This window comes from Pigmentiphaga sp. H8, assembly GCF_003854895.1.
Lineage (GTDB): Bacteria > Pseudomonadota > Gammaproteobacteria > Burkholderiales > Burkholderiaceae_B > Pigmentiphaga.
The window spans coordinates 2,668,111-2,682,354 of the sequence record NZ_CP033966.1 but is presented as its reverse complement, the minus strand read 5'-3'; the positions used below and the strand labels follow the sequence as shown (position 1 = coordinate 2,682,354).

The following is a 14,244-nucleotide window of genomic DNA, read 5'->3' as shown; positions in this document are numbered from 1 at the left end:
AAGTAAGCGAACCATGAAAAAAACCATTGTTGCGTGACAGGGCGTCAGGAGTCGTCCAGGAAAGCCGGGCCGGCGGGCCAGGCTTTCGTCGGGGTTCCAGGAGCCGGCGTCGTGGAGCCGCCCGAAAGCCGCCGAGTAAGGCAAACCCTGCTATTTTCGCCCATTCAGCGCCACCGTATCAAATCGTGTCCCAAAACGGCATCAATTGAGGCTGTTCCGGTAGTGGTAGCGCGAAGTCAGATACAGCCCGCGGCGCATCTCGACCGGGCGATCGCCGTAGGTGAACGAGATACGCTCGACCTGCAGCAGAGGCGTTCCCGCCTCGATATCCAGTAGCTCGGCCTCCGGCACTCCGGCCGGCACCGCGCGGATCTTCTCGTCGGCGCGGATCATGCGCACGCCGAACTCGCTTTCGAACAGGCCGTACATCGGCCCCTTGTATTCCGCCAGGCGCTCGGCCGTCAGCCCCCGGAACAGGGAGCCCGGCAGCCAGATCTCGTCGATGACCGTGGGGACCTGGCCGAACGACAGCACGCGGCGCACCAGCACCACGCTGTCGCCCGCGCGCAGCTCCAGCGCCTTGGCCACTTCGGCCGGCGCGCGCAGGCGGCGGCATTCCAGGAAGCGGCTGCGCGAGCGGGCGTGCTGCCCGTCGTCGGGCGCCAGGCGCAGGAAGCGGAACCGGACGCGGTCCTCGTGATGGGTGGCGACGAAGGTGCCCTTGCCCTGGCGGCGCAGCAGGATGTTGTCGGCGGCCAGCTCGTCGATGGCCTTGCGCACCGTGCCCTGGCTGACCTTGAAGCGGGCGGCCAGGTCCAGTTCGCTAGGAATGGCCTCGCCCGGCTTCCATTCGCCGCGATCCAGGCTTTGCAGGATCAGGCCCTTGATTTGCCTGTATAAAGGACTGAATGCCGCGCCCGGGGCACCCGGCTCCGGAGCCACGGCCGGGCCGGCCGTCGCGGGCGCGTCGGTCGAAGCGGACAGGCAGGGCGGGTGGGGCTTGAACGGCATGGCCGGGATTGTGTCACAGCGTAACCCGCGATGTCCAACGCAACCCGTAAAAAAATCTTATGTCTTATATAAAACATAAGATATGTTTATTGACGGTCAACGGCGATTTTTCTACACTCCCACGATCATGCCGACCCACGCTTGCCGCGCCGCCCGCAGCACCCTGGCGCCCAGCCGCCCTTCCCTGGCCGTGGCCGTCGACTTCCCATCCCCGATCCCCCTTCGTGCATCGCGCCGTGACCTTCCCCTGCGGAGTTACACTGCGCGTCGCGTCATTCTCACTCACCCCCATCCTCTTCGGAGACTCATATGACCAAGCCCGCAATGCGTGTTGCCGTCACCGGCGCCGCCGGCCAGATCGGCTACGCCCTGTTGTTCCGCATCGCTTCCGGCGAAATGCTCGGCAAGGACCAGCCGGTCATCCTGCAGCTGCTGGAAATCCCCGATGAAAAGGCGCAGAAGGCACTCAAGGGCGTCATCATGGAGCTCGAGGACTGCGCCTTCCCGCTGCTGAAGGAAGTCACCGCCCACAGCGATCCCATGACCGCCTTCAAGGACGCCGACGTGGCCCTGCTGGTCGGCGCCCGCCCCCGCGGCCCCGGCATGGAGCGCAAGGACCTGCTGACGGTCAACGCCCAGATCTTCACGGCCCAGGGCAAGGCCCTGAACGCCGTCGCCAGCCGCAACGTCAAGGTGCTGGTCGTGGGCAACCCCGCCAACACCAACGCCTACATCGCGATGAAGTCGGCCCCGGACCTGCCCGCCCGCAACTTCACCGCCATGCTGCGCCTGGACCACAACCGCGCCCTGTCGCAACTGGCCGCCAAGGCCGGCGTCGCCGTCGGCGACATCGAAAAGCTGATCGTCTGGGGCAACCACTCGCCCACGATGTACCCCGACTTCCGCTTCGCCACCCTGGCCGGCAAGCCCGCCCTGTCGGTGGTCAATGACGACGAGTGGAACCGCAACACCTTCATCCCGACCGTGGGCAAGCGCGGCGCCGCCATCATCGACGCTCGCGGCCTGTCCTCCGCCGCCTCCGCCGCCAACGCCGCCATCGACCACGTCCGCGACTGGATCCTGGGCAGCAACGGCAAGTGGGTCACGATGGGCGTTCCCTCGGACGGCTCGTACGGCATCCCCGAAGGCATCATCTACGGCGTTCCCGTCATCACGAAGAACGGCGAATACGCGGTCGTCAAGGACCTCGAGATCGACGCCTTCTCGCGCGAGCGCATGGACCTGACGCTGAAAGAGCTGACCGAAGAGCGCGACGGCGTCAAGCATCTGCTCTGATCCCCTCTGCGCGCTGGCGTCCCCCAAGGGGGCGCTGCGGCAGCGGAAGCACGCGAGTACGATATCGTCTCGCGTGCTTTTTTTTGCCCCAGACACGGCCGTCTCAAGAACCCAGACAGAACAGCGCCCCATGAAACACCCCTCCGAAGTCCTGCACCAGTCCGCCAAGCCCCCCGCGGTGCTTCCCGTCTGCGACCACTACGCCGGCTCCGAAAAGCTGATGCAGAAAAGCCTGGAACGCCAGGCCCAGGCCGGCCCCGTCTTCGACGTCACCCTGGACTGCGAGGACGGCGCCGCCGTCGGCCGCGAAGCCGAGCACGCCGAAATGGCCGCCCGCCTGGCCGCCAGCGACGCCAACCGCCACGGCCGCGTCGGCGTCCGTGTCCACGACGTCAACCACCCCTCCTTCATCAGCGACCTCGACATCCTCATCGGCATCGCCGGCGCCAGGCTGGCCTACATCACCGTCCCCAAGGTCAACTCCGCCAACGACGCCCTCAACGCCGCCGAATCCATCGAACGCATAGGCATGGAAATGGGACTGGACCGCAAGATCCCCGTCCACGTCCTGATCGAGACCCACGGCGCGCTGCGCGAAGTCTTCCGCATCGCCGCCCATCCCGCCATCGAATGCCTGTCCTTCGGGCTGATGGACTTCGTGTCCTCGCACCACGGCGCCATCCCCGCGCACGCGCTGACCGCCGAAGGCCAGTTCGACCATCCGCTGATCGCCCGCGCCAAGCTCGAGATCGCCGCGGCCTGCCACGCCTATGGCAAGGTGCCCTCGCATAACGTCGTCACCGAACTGAACGCGCCCGAGGTCATCTCGCGCGCCGCCCTGCGCGCCGGACGCGAATTCGGCTACACGCGCATGTGGAGCATCCATCCCTCGCAGATCGACCCCATCGTCGAGGCCCTGTTGCCCACCGCGGCCGACGTCGCCGATGCCGAGCGCATCCTGCTGGCCGCCGCGCGCGCCGACTGGGGGCCCATCCGCGACGGCGACCCGCAGGCCGGCCGGCTGCACGACCGCGCCAGCTACCGCTACTACTGGGACGTGCTGCGGCGCGCCCATGCCGCCGGCGTGGACGTGTCGGCCGAGGCGCGGCGCCAGTTCTTTTCCTGAACCGGGCCGCCGGCCTCAGCTTCCGCCCACCTCCAGGTAGCGGGCGAACAGCCCCAGGAAACGCTCCACGACCTCCTCGCGATTGCCGTCCGAGGTCCCCGCCATGTGGGGCGTCACGAGGAAATCGTCGCAGTCCCACAATGGATGATCCGGCGGCAGCGGCTCGGTGTCGAAGACGTCCAGGTGGGCATGGCGCACCAGCCCGCGCTCATGGGCCGCCAGCAGCGCCTGCGTGTCGATCAGGGGCCCACGCGCCACGTTGACCACGCCCAGCGGCCGCTCGGCCCGCAGCACGTCCAGCGTGCGCATGTTGAACAGCCCCCGCGTGGCCGGCGACAGCGGGCAGGCGAAGAACACCCAGTCCACCTGCCCGACCCATTCGTGGAAGCGTTCGTAGCCGCCGGTGGCGCCCACGCCCGCCACCGGTTCCGCGCTCTGGCGCAGCACCCGCAGCGGCATGCCGAGCGTGGCCAGGTATTGCCCGATGCGGCTGCCGATCTCGCCCCACCCCACCACCATCGCCTCGGTGCTGCGCAGCGCGCGGACCTCGTCGTGCGCCATCGGCTGCCAGCGCTTCTCCAGTTGCTGGCGGCGCGCCGTGTGCAGCCGGCGGGCGAAATACAGGAAGCCCGCCAGCGCCGTCTGGGCCACCGCGCCAGCGTTGGCGCCGGCGGAGTTGGTGACCTGGACGCCGCGCGCGCGCAGGTCGTGGTAGATGCGCCGGTCGGCGCCCGAGGCATAGGTGTGGACCCAGCGCAGCCTGGGGGCTGCCAGCATCGCGTCATAGAACGCCGCGGTCGCCGGCGCCAGCCAGTCGTCGGTCGAAGGCCAGACGACGTCGCGCGTCAGGAAGACCACGTCCGCCTGGTCGGCCTGCCCGATGCCGATCAGGTTGACCTGGCCGGGCCAGCGCGCCAGGATGCCGGCGTCGCTCAGTTCCCGCGCGCCGCGTTCCGAACAAAGAATATTCATTGCCTTATTTCTTCTGCAGCGACATCAGGAACTGCCGCCGGTCAGCGACCTCGCTGGCGACGAAACGCTGCAGGTCCGGCTGCGACAGCGGCATGCCGTCCTGCATGTTCTCGCGCATGAAGGTCTTCCACGCGGGCCGCTTCTCGACGTCCTCCATGCCCCGCACCAGCCGTGCCGTAACCACGGGCGGCGTGCCCTTGGTCACCATCACGCCGCGCCACAGCGTCTCCACCACATCGTACCCCTGCTCGCGAAAGGTCGGCACGTCGGGAAAGAACTCGCTGCGCGACTCGCTGCTGATGCCCAGCAGGCGCACGTCGCCGCTGCGGATCTGGGCCATGGCCGTGCTGGGCGTGATCACCGCGGCGTGCAGGTGCCCGCCCATCAGCGCCAGCAGCGCCTGGTTGCCGCCCTGGTACGGAATCCAGGTCGACTTGAAGCCCGCCTTCTGCTCCAGGCGGTACAGCACGTATTGGTGGAAACCGGCGGTGGCATAGCCGCCAATGTTGACCTTGTCGGGCTGGCGCTTCAAGGCCTCGACCAGATCCTTCAGGCTGCGGTACGGGCTGTCCTTGCGCACGGCCACGCTGGACGGCTCGGTCTGCAAGGCCCGCAGGAAGATGAAGTCGGACGGCTGGAAGCGGCTGTCCTTCTCGGCCATCAGGAACGACGTGGATCCGGTGGCCGAGACGACCGTGTAGCCGTCGGCCGGCGCGTTCAGGGCCATGTTCATCCCCACCGCCCCGGTGCCGCCGGGACGGTTCTCCACCACCACCGTCTGTCCCAGCACGTCGCCCAGCTCCTTGCCCAGCGCGCGCATCATCGTGTCGAGCGGCGAGCCGGCGGCGGAAGTCGTGATGAAGTGCAGCGGTCGCTCGGGCCACTCCGCCGCCCGCGCCGGCAAGCCCGCCAGCATCGCTCCCGCCAGGGCGCACGCGCCCCACCATCGGACCGGAAAGTTCATGATCGTCTCCTTGATTGTCGTCGTGGACCGCGCCGTCAGAACGTGGCTTGTCGATCGTCCTCGCTGTGCCGCAGGCTGCGCGTCGGATACCGCTGGGAAGGCATGGACCGCAGCGCCGCCTCGTCGATGTCCAGCCCCAGCCCGGGCAGTTCGGGCACCTGGATGTGGCCATCCACGGGCACGAGCGCCTGGCGCGAGATGCGTTGCGAGAATTCCTCGAAAGGCACGAAGTACTCGGTGATCGTGAAATTGGGCATGCAGGCCGCCGCGTGCACGGTGGCCGACAGCGACAGCAGCGTCGAGTTGTAGTTGTGCGGGGACACCGCGATCATCTCGGTCTCGGCCTGCGCCGCGATGAACAGCAGCTCCAGGATGCCGCCGCAGTTGGATACGTCCGGATTGATGATGTCGGCGGCCCGGCTGCGGAACACGCCGCGGAAATCCGCACGGCCGTACAGCGCCTCGCCCGTCACCACCGGGATGGTCGTGGCCTGGCGCACCTCCTGGATGGCCTCCATGTTCTCCTTCTGGCAGGGTTCTTCTATCCAGTACGGATTCAGCGGCTCCAGCTGCCTGGCCAGCTCGATGGCATGCACCGGCGCCAGCCGGCGGTGCAGGTCGAGCAGCAGCTCGACGCCCGGGCCGACCGCATCCCGTACCGCGCGCACCACCGCCACGGCATGCTGGATGTGGTCGCGCGGAATGTAGGTGCGCCAGGGCCGCGGCAGCGGGTCGAATTTCAGTGCGTCAAAACCGGCGGCCACCACCTGCTCGGCCGCCCGGGCATAGTCATCGGGCGTCTTGAGCTTGTAGCCCCAGCCGTTCGCATAGACACGCACACGCTCGCGGCATTTTCCGCCCAGCAGCCGGTGCACGGGCTGGCCGAGCAGCTTGCCCACGGCATCCCACATCGCCATCTCGATACCCGACAGCGCACTCCAGAACTCCAGCGAAGAGCGGCGCTGCGCGTAGTCGTCGAACGCCACCTGGCAGAAATACCGGATGTTGAAGACGTCGCGCCCCACCAGGTAGCGCAGCAGTTCGCGGGCCTGCGCCGCTACCGCCTCGTCGCGGTCGTACTGGCTGTAGCTTTCGCCCCAGCCCACGGTGCCGTCCTCCAGCTCCAGCCGGATGAAGATCAGGTTCTTGCGCCAGCCGGGATGAACGGCCAGGCACTCGGCGTTTCGCACTTTCACGACTTGCCCCTTGCATGGGTTGGAATGTCGCCAGCGTACGCAAGCCTGACTTGTTTGAAAATGATATGGATATGAGATATACCGATATCAGATTCGCATCCCCTTCAACGCCATCCCATCATGAGCAAATCCCTGGAACTGCGCCACCTGCGCGCCGTGCTGGCCACCGCCGAGACCGGATCCCTGCACCAGGCGGCCATCGCCCTGGAGACCTCGCAGCCGGCCCTGTCGCGGCTGCTGCGCGAGGCCGAGGAACGCATGGGCGTGCGGCTGTTCGAGCGCTCGTCCCAGGGCAGCCGCGCCACCGCGGCGGGCGCCCTGGCCGAGCAGGTGGCGCGCCGCGTCGCCGCCGACGTTCGTCGCCTGCAGGACATAGCGCACGACGGCCGCTGGCACCTGCGCGTGGGCTGCATTCCGCGCGCGCTGGACCTGGTCGTGCCCAGCCTGCTGCATCGCCCCGCCGGCGCGCTGGCCGACGAGGTCGAGATCGATCTGCGGGAAGACGACAGCCTGACCTTGCTCGCGGCCCTGGCGCGGGGAGAACTGGATCTGGCCATCCTGTCGCTGTTCGGGGAAATGCCGGCGAGCCTGCTCTCGCGCCAGCTCTACCTGGACCGCAATGTGTTCGTGTGCGGCGTGCCCGGCCCGGGCATCCCGGACGGCCCGCTGGCGCCCGCGGCGCTGGCGCGGCATCCGTTCGCCGCGCCGGCGCCGGATACGCCCTCGCGGCTGGAGTTCGACCGCTATTGGCAACGCCATGACGTGCCCCCGCCCGCTTGCCGGGTGGCGGCACGGACCTACGACGCCATCGCCAGCGTGCTGCCCGGCACGCCCATGCTGGCCGTCATGCCCCGGCAGGTCGCGCAGCGCCATGCCGGCAACGGCAGCCTGAGGATATTGAAGGTCGTGCACGCCCTGCCCGAGCGTCCCATCCACGTGGTCTGGCCCAGGCAGGCGCTGCAACCCGTCACGGACCAGTTGATCGCCCTGATCCGGCCGGCGCGGCCACGGCGCGGACGGCCATGACCCCTGCGGGCTCTACTGGTCGTTCAGGCTGGCCTTGGCGGCTTCCTCGGGCGTCAGCCCGTCGTAGAACTGGTCGGTGAACCACTCGGCTTCCTGCTCGATATAGTCCTGGGCCTCTTCGCGGCTGGCGCCCGCGGCCACCAGGAAGCCCTCGACTTCGGTACACCACTGGATCAGGGCTTGCAGGTCGGGATCGTTGTCTTTGTCGGTAGCCATAGGCCGGTTCCATCGAAAATCACGCCACATGGCATTCCGGGAAGGATAGCCCAAGTCCCCGCCGAGGTCTCGCCCCAGGGTTTCCCCTCCTGACGCCGGCGGCCCGTCTCCGTATAGTTATGAAAAATATCTATTATGTTTCATAACCAATCATGAACATCGACGACCTCATCGCCATCGACATCCACGTCCACGCCGAAGTGTCCTGCCGCTGCGCGCCCGATGCCTTCGGCAAGGAGTTCGACGAGGCCGCCGAGAAATACTTCAAGTTCACGCACCGGCCGACCATACCCGAGACCATCGCGCGCTATCGCGAAAAGCGCATCGGCCTGGTCATGTTCACCGTGGACGCCGAGGCCAACATGGGCCGGCGGCGCATCCCCAACGAAGAAATCGCCGAAGCGGCGCTGGAGAACCGCGACATGATGCTGGCCTTCGCCAGCATCGACCCGCACAAGGGCAAGATGGGCGTGCGCGAGGCGCGCCGCCTGATCGAGGACTACCAGGTCGCGGGCTTCAAGTTCCACCCCACGGTCCAGGGCTTCTATCCGAACGACGAGCTGGCCTACCCCCTGTACGAGGTGATCGCCGAAGCCGGCCTGCCCGCCATCTTCCACAGCGGGCACTCGGGCATAGGCACCGGCATGCCGGGCGGCGGCGGGCTCAGGCTGAAGTACTCCAACCCCATCCACCTGGACGACGTGGCGGCGGATTTTCCCGACATGAAGATCATCATCGCCCATCCCTCGTGGCCCTGGCAGGACGAGGCGCTGTCGGTCTGCCTGCACAAGCCCAACGTCTACATCGACCTGTCGGGCTGGTCGCCCAAGTACTTCCCCAAGGAACTGGTGCACTACGCCAATACCCAGCTCAAGCACAAGATGCTGTTCGGCTCCGATTTCCCGCTGATCACCCCCGAACGCTGGATGCAGGATTTCGAGGCCGCGGGCTTTCGCCCCGAGGTCCATCCGCTGATCCTGAAGGACAACGCGGCCAGGCTGCTGGGCTTCGCGTGATGGCGCAGGACGCCCTGGACCAGACCTTCCTGCTCGGCCTGGTCGGTCACAGCGCGCGGCTGGCCTCGTCCGGCATCCGTCCGCTGTTTGCCCGCCGCATGGCGGACCACGATCTGCGCCAGGCCGAATTCGCCGTGCTGTCGCTGCTGGACGCCAACCCGGGCATCAGCCAGAAGCGCCTGGCCGACGCCATCAACGTCTCGCCGCCCAACATGGCGGCGGTGCTGGCGCGGCTGCTCGAACGCGGCCTGATTCGCCGCGAGCGCCAGCCCTCGGACCAGCGCATGCAGATCCTGCTGCTGACGCCGGCCGGCACCCGGCTCTACCGCAAGGCCGCCGCGACCGCGCTGGACCTGGACCAGGAGGCCACGGCCATGCTGTCATCCGCCGAGCGGCGGGAACTGCTGCGGCTATTGAAGAAAGTGAACGGGGCGCAGGACGCGCCTCAGGGCCAGGGAACCTGGTAGTTCAGGATGGCCGATACCGAGCGGCGCCCGCCGGCGGTGCAAGAGTCGGTGTAGCAGTACGACGCGTAGCTGGTATCGAGCACGTTGTTGGCGCTGGCGCGCAGCTTCAGGCCCTTCAGGTCGGGGTTCAGGTGGGCGAAGTCGTAGTTGATGCCCGCGTCCACCAGCGTGTAGGCAACGGCCAGCCCCGGCTGGGCCACGTTGCTGTAGACCGCGCCCGCGCGCCCCACCCTGCCGTCCAGGCTCAGGCCGGCGAAGCTGCCCCGCGTGACGGCGTACCGCGCCCCCACGGAGACGCGCTGCTCGGACACGTCCGCATAGCGATTGCTGAGCATGGCCGCATAGGCGTCCTCGCTCGCGCCGATCACGCTCGAGCTGGTGACCGCGTAGCTGGCGACGAGGTTCAGGCCCTGCAGCGGCTGCATCCTGCTCTCGACCGTGGCGCCGCGTATGCGCAGTTCGGCCCAGGCGCTGCACCCGGCCACGGCGCAGCCTTCCTGCGCCTCGGAGGTCTGGGCATTGTTCTGGATCTGGTTGAACGCCGTGATCGTCATCAACTGGCCCAGAGCCGGCGGTTGGTAGCGCACGCCGGTCTCGTACTGCTGGCTGGTGGCCGACGCCGCGGTGCCGGCCTGGGGCGCGTAGCTTTGCGAATAGTTCACGTACGGCGCCAGGCCGATGTCGAACTGGTAGCGCAGACCCAGGCGGCCGCTGTAGACGTCGTCCTCGCGCAGGCCGGTGCCGTCGTTTCCGGCCGCGTTCAGGTCGATGGTACGGTGGGTGTTCTGGTCGCGCCGCCCGACCATGGACAAGACCCAGCGCCGGTACTGCACCTGATCCTGCACGAAGAATCCCAGCTTGCTCTCTTCCGCGAACGAGCGCGCGGCAATGCGCGGCTGTCCGATCGCGGTGCCATAGGCCGCGTCGAAGATGTCCAGCGACGGCGACGGTGCGATCCGGCTTTCGTAAATGTCGCGCGACTTGACGTAGTCGAAGCCGAACTTGAAGCTGTGCTGGAACCCCAGCGTCGTGAAGCGGGCCTGCGCCTGCGAGCCGACGTTGAAAGTGCCCAGCCCCGCCCCCAGCGCGTCCTGGGGTGCCGGCGAACCATTGATCCAGTCCGCGGAAGGCTGGTTCTCCGGGCGGCCATAGCGGACGTTCTGCTTGACCACCCAGGTCTCGTCCAGCTTCTGCTCGAACTCGTAGCTGGACTGCTGCCGGTTCGCCTGATCGTAGGCCTGGGTGCCGGTACGCGTGTCCACCGACATGTCGGCGCCGGGATTCCAGGCCGGCGCGGTCGGCACCCGGACGGTGCCCTGGTCGGTCACGGCATAGACGATGGGCACCGGCGTATAGGGCAGTTCGGGCTCGGGCGCGGCCGGCTCCGGCGGCACGGCCGGGCCCGCGGGTACCACCGAGGCGGTAGCGGGTTCTTGCAGGGAAACGGCGGGCGCGCACCCGCCCAGCGCCAGCAGCGCTGCCGCCGGCCCCAGGATGGGCACGGCCCGCGTCAGGAAATGCAGAAACGTCACTCGCATGCTCGTCCGTATCGCCGTGGTCCGGCCCCGCTCCGGCTCCCGCGGCGCCGGCCGGCATCGCAGGCCGGGCCTAAGCCTCGGCTATCCACGCCATCTGTATGGCTTCGAGGATTTTCTCCCCGGAACGTTTCGGATCGTCGTCGAAGCCCGGAAGTTCCAGCACCCAATTGTGCAGGTCGGTGAAACGCACCTGCTCCGGGTCCACGCCGGGATGGGCATCGGCCAGCGCCGCGGCGATTTCGTAGATGTCGGTCCACTTCATCGGAGTTCTCCTCGCCCGCGCCGGTGTCCGGTCAGTGATTCTCGGCGGCGTGGTTGATGGTGTACTTGGGAATCTCGATCGTCAGGTCGGTATCCTCGATCACCGCCTGGCAGGACAGGCGCGACGTGGAAGTCAGGCCCCAGGCCTTGTCCAGCAGATCTTCCTCGCTGTCGGTGGCCGATTCGAGCGAGGAAAAACCCTCGCGCACGACGACATGGCAGGTGGTGCAGGCACACGACAGCTCGCAGGCATGCTCGATCTCGATGTGATTGTCGAGCAGCACGCGGCAGATGGACGTGCCCGAGGGCGCATCCTCGATGACCGCGCCTTCCGGGCAGAGTTCGGCGTGCGGAAGCACGGTGAGTTTGGGCATGATGGCAACCTGATAGTGATGCGAACGGAAGCGCCGGACGCTTCCTTACACGATTTCGTCGACGCGGCGCCCCGACAGCGCCTGGCGTATGCTGCGGTCCATCCGGCGCGCGGCGAAGTCCTCGGTGGCCTGCGCCAGCGCCTCGACCTGGGTCCGCACCGTCTCGCTGTCGTCGCTGGCCGCCGCATTCGCGGTACGGTCCAACTGGGCCCGGATCCCGGCCAGCTCGTCCTGATCCAGCAGGTCGGCATCGGCCAGCAGTGCCGCCTCGACCGACTCGACCAGGCGCCGGGCCTCGACCTGCTGCTCGCGCAGGGCACGCAGCTTCATGTCCACGTCGGCGCAGTTCATGCCGTCCGCCAGCATGGCCGCCACTTCGTCGTCCGACAGCCCGTACGAGGGCTTGACCGAGATCGAGGCCTCCACGCCCGAGCTTTGCTCGCGCGCCGTCACGCTCAGCAGCCCGTCGGCGTCGACCTGGAAGGTCACGCGGATGCGGGCGGCGCCGGCCACCATGGGCGGGATGCCCCGCAGCTCGAAACGGGCGAGCGAGCGGCAATCGGACACCAGCTCGCGCTCGCCCTGGACCACGTGGATGGCCATGGCCGTCTGGCCGTCCTTGAAAGTCGTGAATTCCTGGGCGCGCGCCACCGGGATGGTGCTGTTGCGCGCGATCACGCGCTCGACCAGCCCGCCCATGGTCTCCAGGCCCAGCGACAGCGGGATCACGTCCAGCAGCAGCCATTCGTCGTCGGCCGTGCGGTTGCCCGCCAGCAGGTTGGCCTGCATGGCAGCGCCCAGCGCCACGACCTGGTCCGGATCGAGGTTGATCAGGGGTTCGGTGCCGAACAGCTCGGCCACCATGCGCCGGACGATGGGCATGCGCGTCGCGCCGCCCACCATGACAACGCCCTTGACCTCGTCCGCCGCCAGGCTGGCGTCGCGCAGCGCGCGGCGGGCGCTCGACAGCGTGCGGGCCACCAGCGGGCGCGCCAGGGTCTCGAAATGTTCACGCGTCAGCGCGAGCGACAGCGTACGGCCGTTCGACAGCGTGGCGGCCAGTTCGGCCTGCTGCGCGTCGGTCAGGGCCTCGCGCGCCTGGCGCGCCGCCACCAGCATGGCACGCTGGTCTTGCGGACGCAGGTCCGAGAGCTTGCGGTCGTTCACGGCCCACGCCACGATGGCCGCGTCGAAATCGTCGCCGCCCAGCGCGGTGTCGCCGCCCGTGGCGATGACTTCGAATACGCCCTTGGACAGGCGCAGGATGGAGATGTCGAACGTGCCGCCGCCCAGGTCGTAGACCGCATAGATGCCTTCGGCCGCGTTGTCCAGGCCGTAGGCGATCGCCGCCGCCGTCGGTTCATTCAGTAGCCGCAGCACGTTCAGCCCGGCCAGCCGGGCCGCGTCCTTGGTCGCCTGCCGCTGGGCGTCGTCGAAATACGCCGGCACGGTAATGACCGCGCCCACCAGGTCGTCGCCCAGGGCGTCCTCGGCCAGTTGGCGCAGCTTGGCCAGGATCTGCGCCGAGACCTCGACCGGGCTCTTGTCGCCCTGCACGGTGCGGATGCGCACCATGCCCGGGGCATCGACGAACTCGTACGGAACGTGCAGCCGCTGGGCGTCGGCAAGCCCGCGGCCCATGAAACGCTTGACCGACACCAGGGTGTTGTGGGGATCCTGCGCCTGGACCGCCAGTGCCTTGCGCCCGATCTGGACGTCGCCGCCCGGCAGGTAGCGCACCGCCGAGGGCAGCAGCGCATGGCCCTCGTCGTCGCGCAGGACCTCGGCCGCGCCGCTGCGCACCGACGCCACCAGCGAGTTGGTCGTGCCCAGATCGATGCCCACCGCCAGACGGCGCTGGTGGGGGGCTTCGGACATGCCGGGTTCGGCTATCTGCAAAAGCGCCATGCGTTCCTGTTGTTCTCAGTCTTGTTCCGCCAGAGCATCGACGGCCAGGTCGATCTCTTCGGAGAATTTTTCAATGAACATCCACTCCCGCACGCGGGCGGCGGCAGTGGCATAGTCGTGCTTCTCGTCCAGCAATTGGCCCACCTCGGCCGTCATGCGCCTGCGCGCGGCGGCCAGTTCGCCCGCCAGCGCCTCCAGCGCGGCCGCATCGCGGCCCGACCGGGCATCGTCCAGCGCCTCCCGCCACTCCATCTGCTGCATCAGGAAGGCCGGGGTCATCGCCGTGTTGGTCTCGACCTGAAGATCGACACCCGCCCGCTCGCACAGGTAGCGCGCCCGGGACAGCGGCGCGCGCAGCACCCGGTAGGCCTCGTTCGCGCGCGAGGCCCACTGCATGGCCACGCGCTTTTCCTGGGCCGAGCCCGCCGCATGGCGGTCCGGATGGACCCGCGCCTGGACCTCGCGCCAGGCCCGGTCCAGCGCATCGCGGTCGACGGCAAAGCCGGGCGCGAGGCCCAGCAGCTCGAAGTGATCGGGATCGTGCTGCATCAGACGGTGAAAGACTCACCGCAGCCGCAGGATGCCTTTTCGTTCGGATTGTTGAACTTGAAGCCCTCGTTGAGCCCCTCGCGCGCGTAGTCGAGCTCGGTGCCCGCCAGGTACGGCAGGCTCTTGGGATCGATGTACACCTTCACGCCCTGGCTCTCGAACACCTGGTCCTCGGCCTGGGCCTCGTCCACGTACTCGAGCTTGTAGGCCAGGCCCGAGCACCCGGTGGTGCGCACGCCCAGCCTCAGGCCTATGCCCTTCCCCCGTTTCTGGAGGTAGCGGCTGACGTGGCGCGCGGCGCGTTCGGTCAACGTTACCGACATG

Annotated in this window: 16 protein-coding genes; 5 read left to right on the top strand and 11 right to left on the bottom strand. The window is 68.1% G+C overall.

From position 1 onward, the window contains the following. Positions 1–201: 201 nt before the first annotated feature. Positions 202–1,011 carry a GntR family transcriptional regulator gene (locus EGT29_RS12775; protein WP_124689354.1) on the bottom strand — a complete coding sequence of 270 codons (810 nt, stop codon included), beginning with the start codon at positions 1,009–1,011 and terminating at the stop codon, positions 202–204. A gap of 309 nt (positions 1,012–1,320) precedes the next feature. On the opposite strand from EGT29_RS12775, the gene EGT29_RS12770 reads away from it, so the two are divergent. Together EGT29_RS12770 and EGT29_RS12765 are read left to right on the top strand one after the other, a co-directional pair. After that, a complete protein-coding gene (locus EGT29_RS12770) occupies positions 1,321–2,307 on the top strand; it encodes a malate dehydrogenase (protein ID WP_124689353.1) in 987 nt (328 codons plus the stop codon). Positions 2,308–2,437: 130 nt separating this feature from the next. Continuing rightward, complete coding sequence (locus EGT29_RS12765) at positions 2,438–3,433, top strand: CoA ester lyase (RefSeq protein WP_124689352.1); 996 nt, start codon at positions 2,438–2,440, stop codon at positions 3,431–3,433. 15 nt (positions 3,434–3,448) lie between these two features. On the opposite strand, the gene EGT29_RS12760 is transcribed toward EGT29_RS12765, so the two are convergent. From EGT29_RS12760 to EGT29_RS12750, 3 genes are read right to left on the bottom strand one after another with little or no spacing between them, the layout of a single operon-like run. After that, entirely contained in the window at positions 3,449–4,405 is a 957-nt protein-coding gene (locus EGT29_RS12760) for an NAD(P)-dependent oxidoreductase (protein WP_124689351.1), read from the bottom strand. A 4-nt stretch (positions 4,406–4,409) separates the two neighbouring features. Then, positions 4,410–5,369, bottom strand: coding sequence for a tripartite tricarboxylate transporter substrate binding protein (locus EGT29_RS12755; RefSeq protein ID WP_124689350.1), 960 nt, complete (start codon positions 5,367–5,369; stop codon positions 4,410–4,412). A 35-nt stretch (positions 5,370–5,404) separates the two neighbouring features. Next, entirely contained in the window at positions 5,405–6,565 is a 1,161-nt protein-coding gene (locus EGT29_RS12750) for a mandelate racemase/muconate lactonizing enzyme family protein (protein ID WP_124689349.1), read from the bottom strand. 120 nt (positions 6,566–6,685) lie between these two features. On the opposite strand from EGT29_RS12750, the gene EGT29_RS12745 reads away from it, so the two are divergent. After that, a complete protein-coding gene (locus EGT29_RS12745; protein ID WP_124689348.1) occupies positions 6,686–7,591 on the top strand; it encodes a LysR family transcriptional regulator in 906 nt (301 codons plus the stop codon). A 12-nt stretch (positions 7,592–7,603) separates the two neighbouring features. Here the strand turns inward: EGT29_RS12745 and EGT29_RS12740 are convergent, their stop codons facing one another. Continuing rightward, complete coding sequence (locus EGT29_RS12740; protein ID WP_087841084.1) at positions 7,604–7,807, bottom strand: hypothetical protein; 204 nt, start codon at positions 7,805–7,807, stop codon at positions 7,604–7,606. A 152-nt stretch (positions 7,808–7,959) separates the two neighbouring features. Here EGT29_RS12740 and EGT29_RS12735 point away from each other — a divergent pair, with 152 nt between their 5' ends. Both EGT29_RS12735 and EGT29_RS12730 read left to right on the top strand, forming a co-directional pair. Next, entirely contained in the window at positions 7,960–8,823 is an 864-nt protein-coding gene (locus tag EGT29_RS12735) for an amidohydrolase family protein (RefSeq protein ID WP_124689347.1), read from the top strand. Beyond that, positions 8,823–9,290, top strand: a complete 468-nt coding sequence (locus tag EGT29_RS12730) for a MarR family winged helix-turn-helix transcriptional regulator (protein WP_124689346.1) — start codon at positions 8,823–8,825, stop codon at positions 9,288–9,290. Before EGT29_RS12735 ends, EGT29_RS12730 begins: the two co-directional genes overlap by 1 nt. Here EGT29_RS12730 and EGT29_RS12725 read toward each other — a convergent pair. The 6 genes from EGT29_RS12725 to iscA all read right to left on the bottom strand — a co-directional run bounded on the left by EGT29_RS12725 (position 9,269) and on the right by iscA (position 14,243). Then, complete coding sequence (locus tag EGT29_RS12725) at positions 9,269–10,822, bottom strand: TonB-dependent siderophore receptor (RefSeq protein ID WP_124689345.1); 1,554 nt, start codon at positions 10,820–10,822, stop codon at positions 9,269–9,271. The genes EGT29_RS12730 and EGT29_RS12725 overlap by 22 nt on opposite strands. A gap of 76 nt (positions 10,823–10,898) precedes the next feature. Next, on the bottom strand, positions 10,899–11,090 hold the full coding sequence (gene iscX / locus EGT29_RS12720; RefSeq protein ID WP_124689344.1) for a Fe-S cluster assembly protein IscX: 192 nt from the start codon (positions 11,088–11,090) through the stop codon (positions 10,899–10,901). 31 nt (positions 11,091–11,121) lie between these two features. After that, a complete protein-coding gene (gene fdx, locus EGT29_RS12715) occupies positions 11,122–11,463 on the bottom strand; it encodes an ISC system 2Fe-2S type ferredoxin (RefSeq protein ID WP_124689343.1) in 342 nt (113 codons plus the stop codon). Between the two features lie 45 nt (positions 11,464–11,508). Then, a complete protein-coding gene (gene hscA, locus EGT29_RS12710) occupies positions 11,509–13,371 on the bottom strand; it encodes a Fe-S protein assembly chaperone HscA (RefSeq protein WP_124689342.1) in 1,863 nt (620 codons plus the stop codon). Between the two features lie 15 nt (positions 13,372–13,386). Continuing rightward, positions 13,387–13,920 carry a Fe-S protein assembly co-chaperone HscB gene (hscB, locus tag EGT29_RS12705; RefSeq protein ID WP_124689341.1) on the bottom strand — a complete coding sequence of 178 codons (534 nt, stop codon included), beginning with the start codon at positions 13,918–13,920 and terminating at the stop codon, positions 13,387–13,389. Continuing rightward, positions 13,920–14,243, bottom strand: coding sequence for an iron-sulfur cluster assembly protein IscA (iscA, locus tag EGT29_RS12700; RefSeq protein WP_124689340.1), 324 nt, complete (start codon positions 14,241–14,243; stop codon positions 13,920–13,922). Before iscA ends, hscB begins: the two co-directional genes overlap by 1 nt. Between the last annotated feature and the right edge of the window lies 1 nt (position 14,244).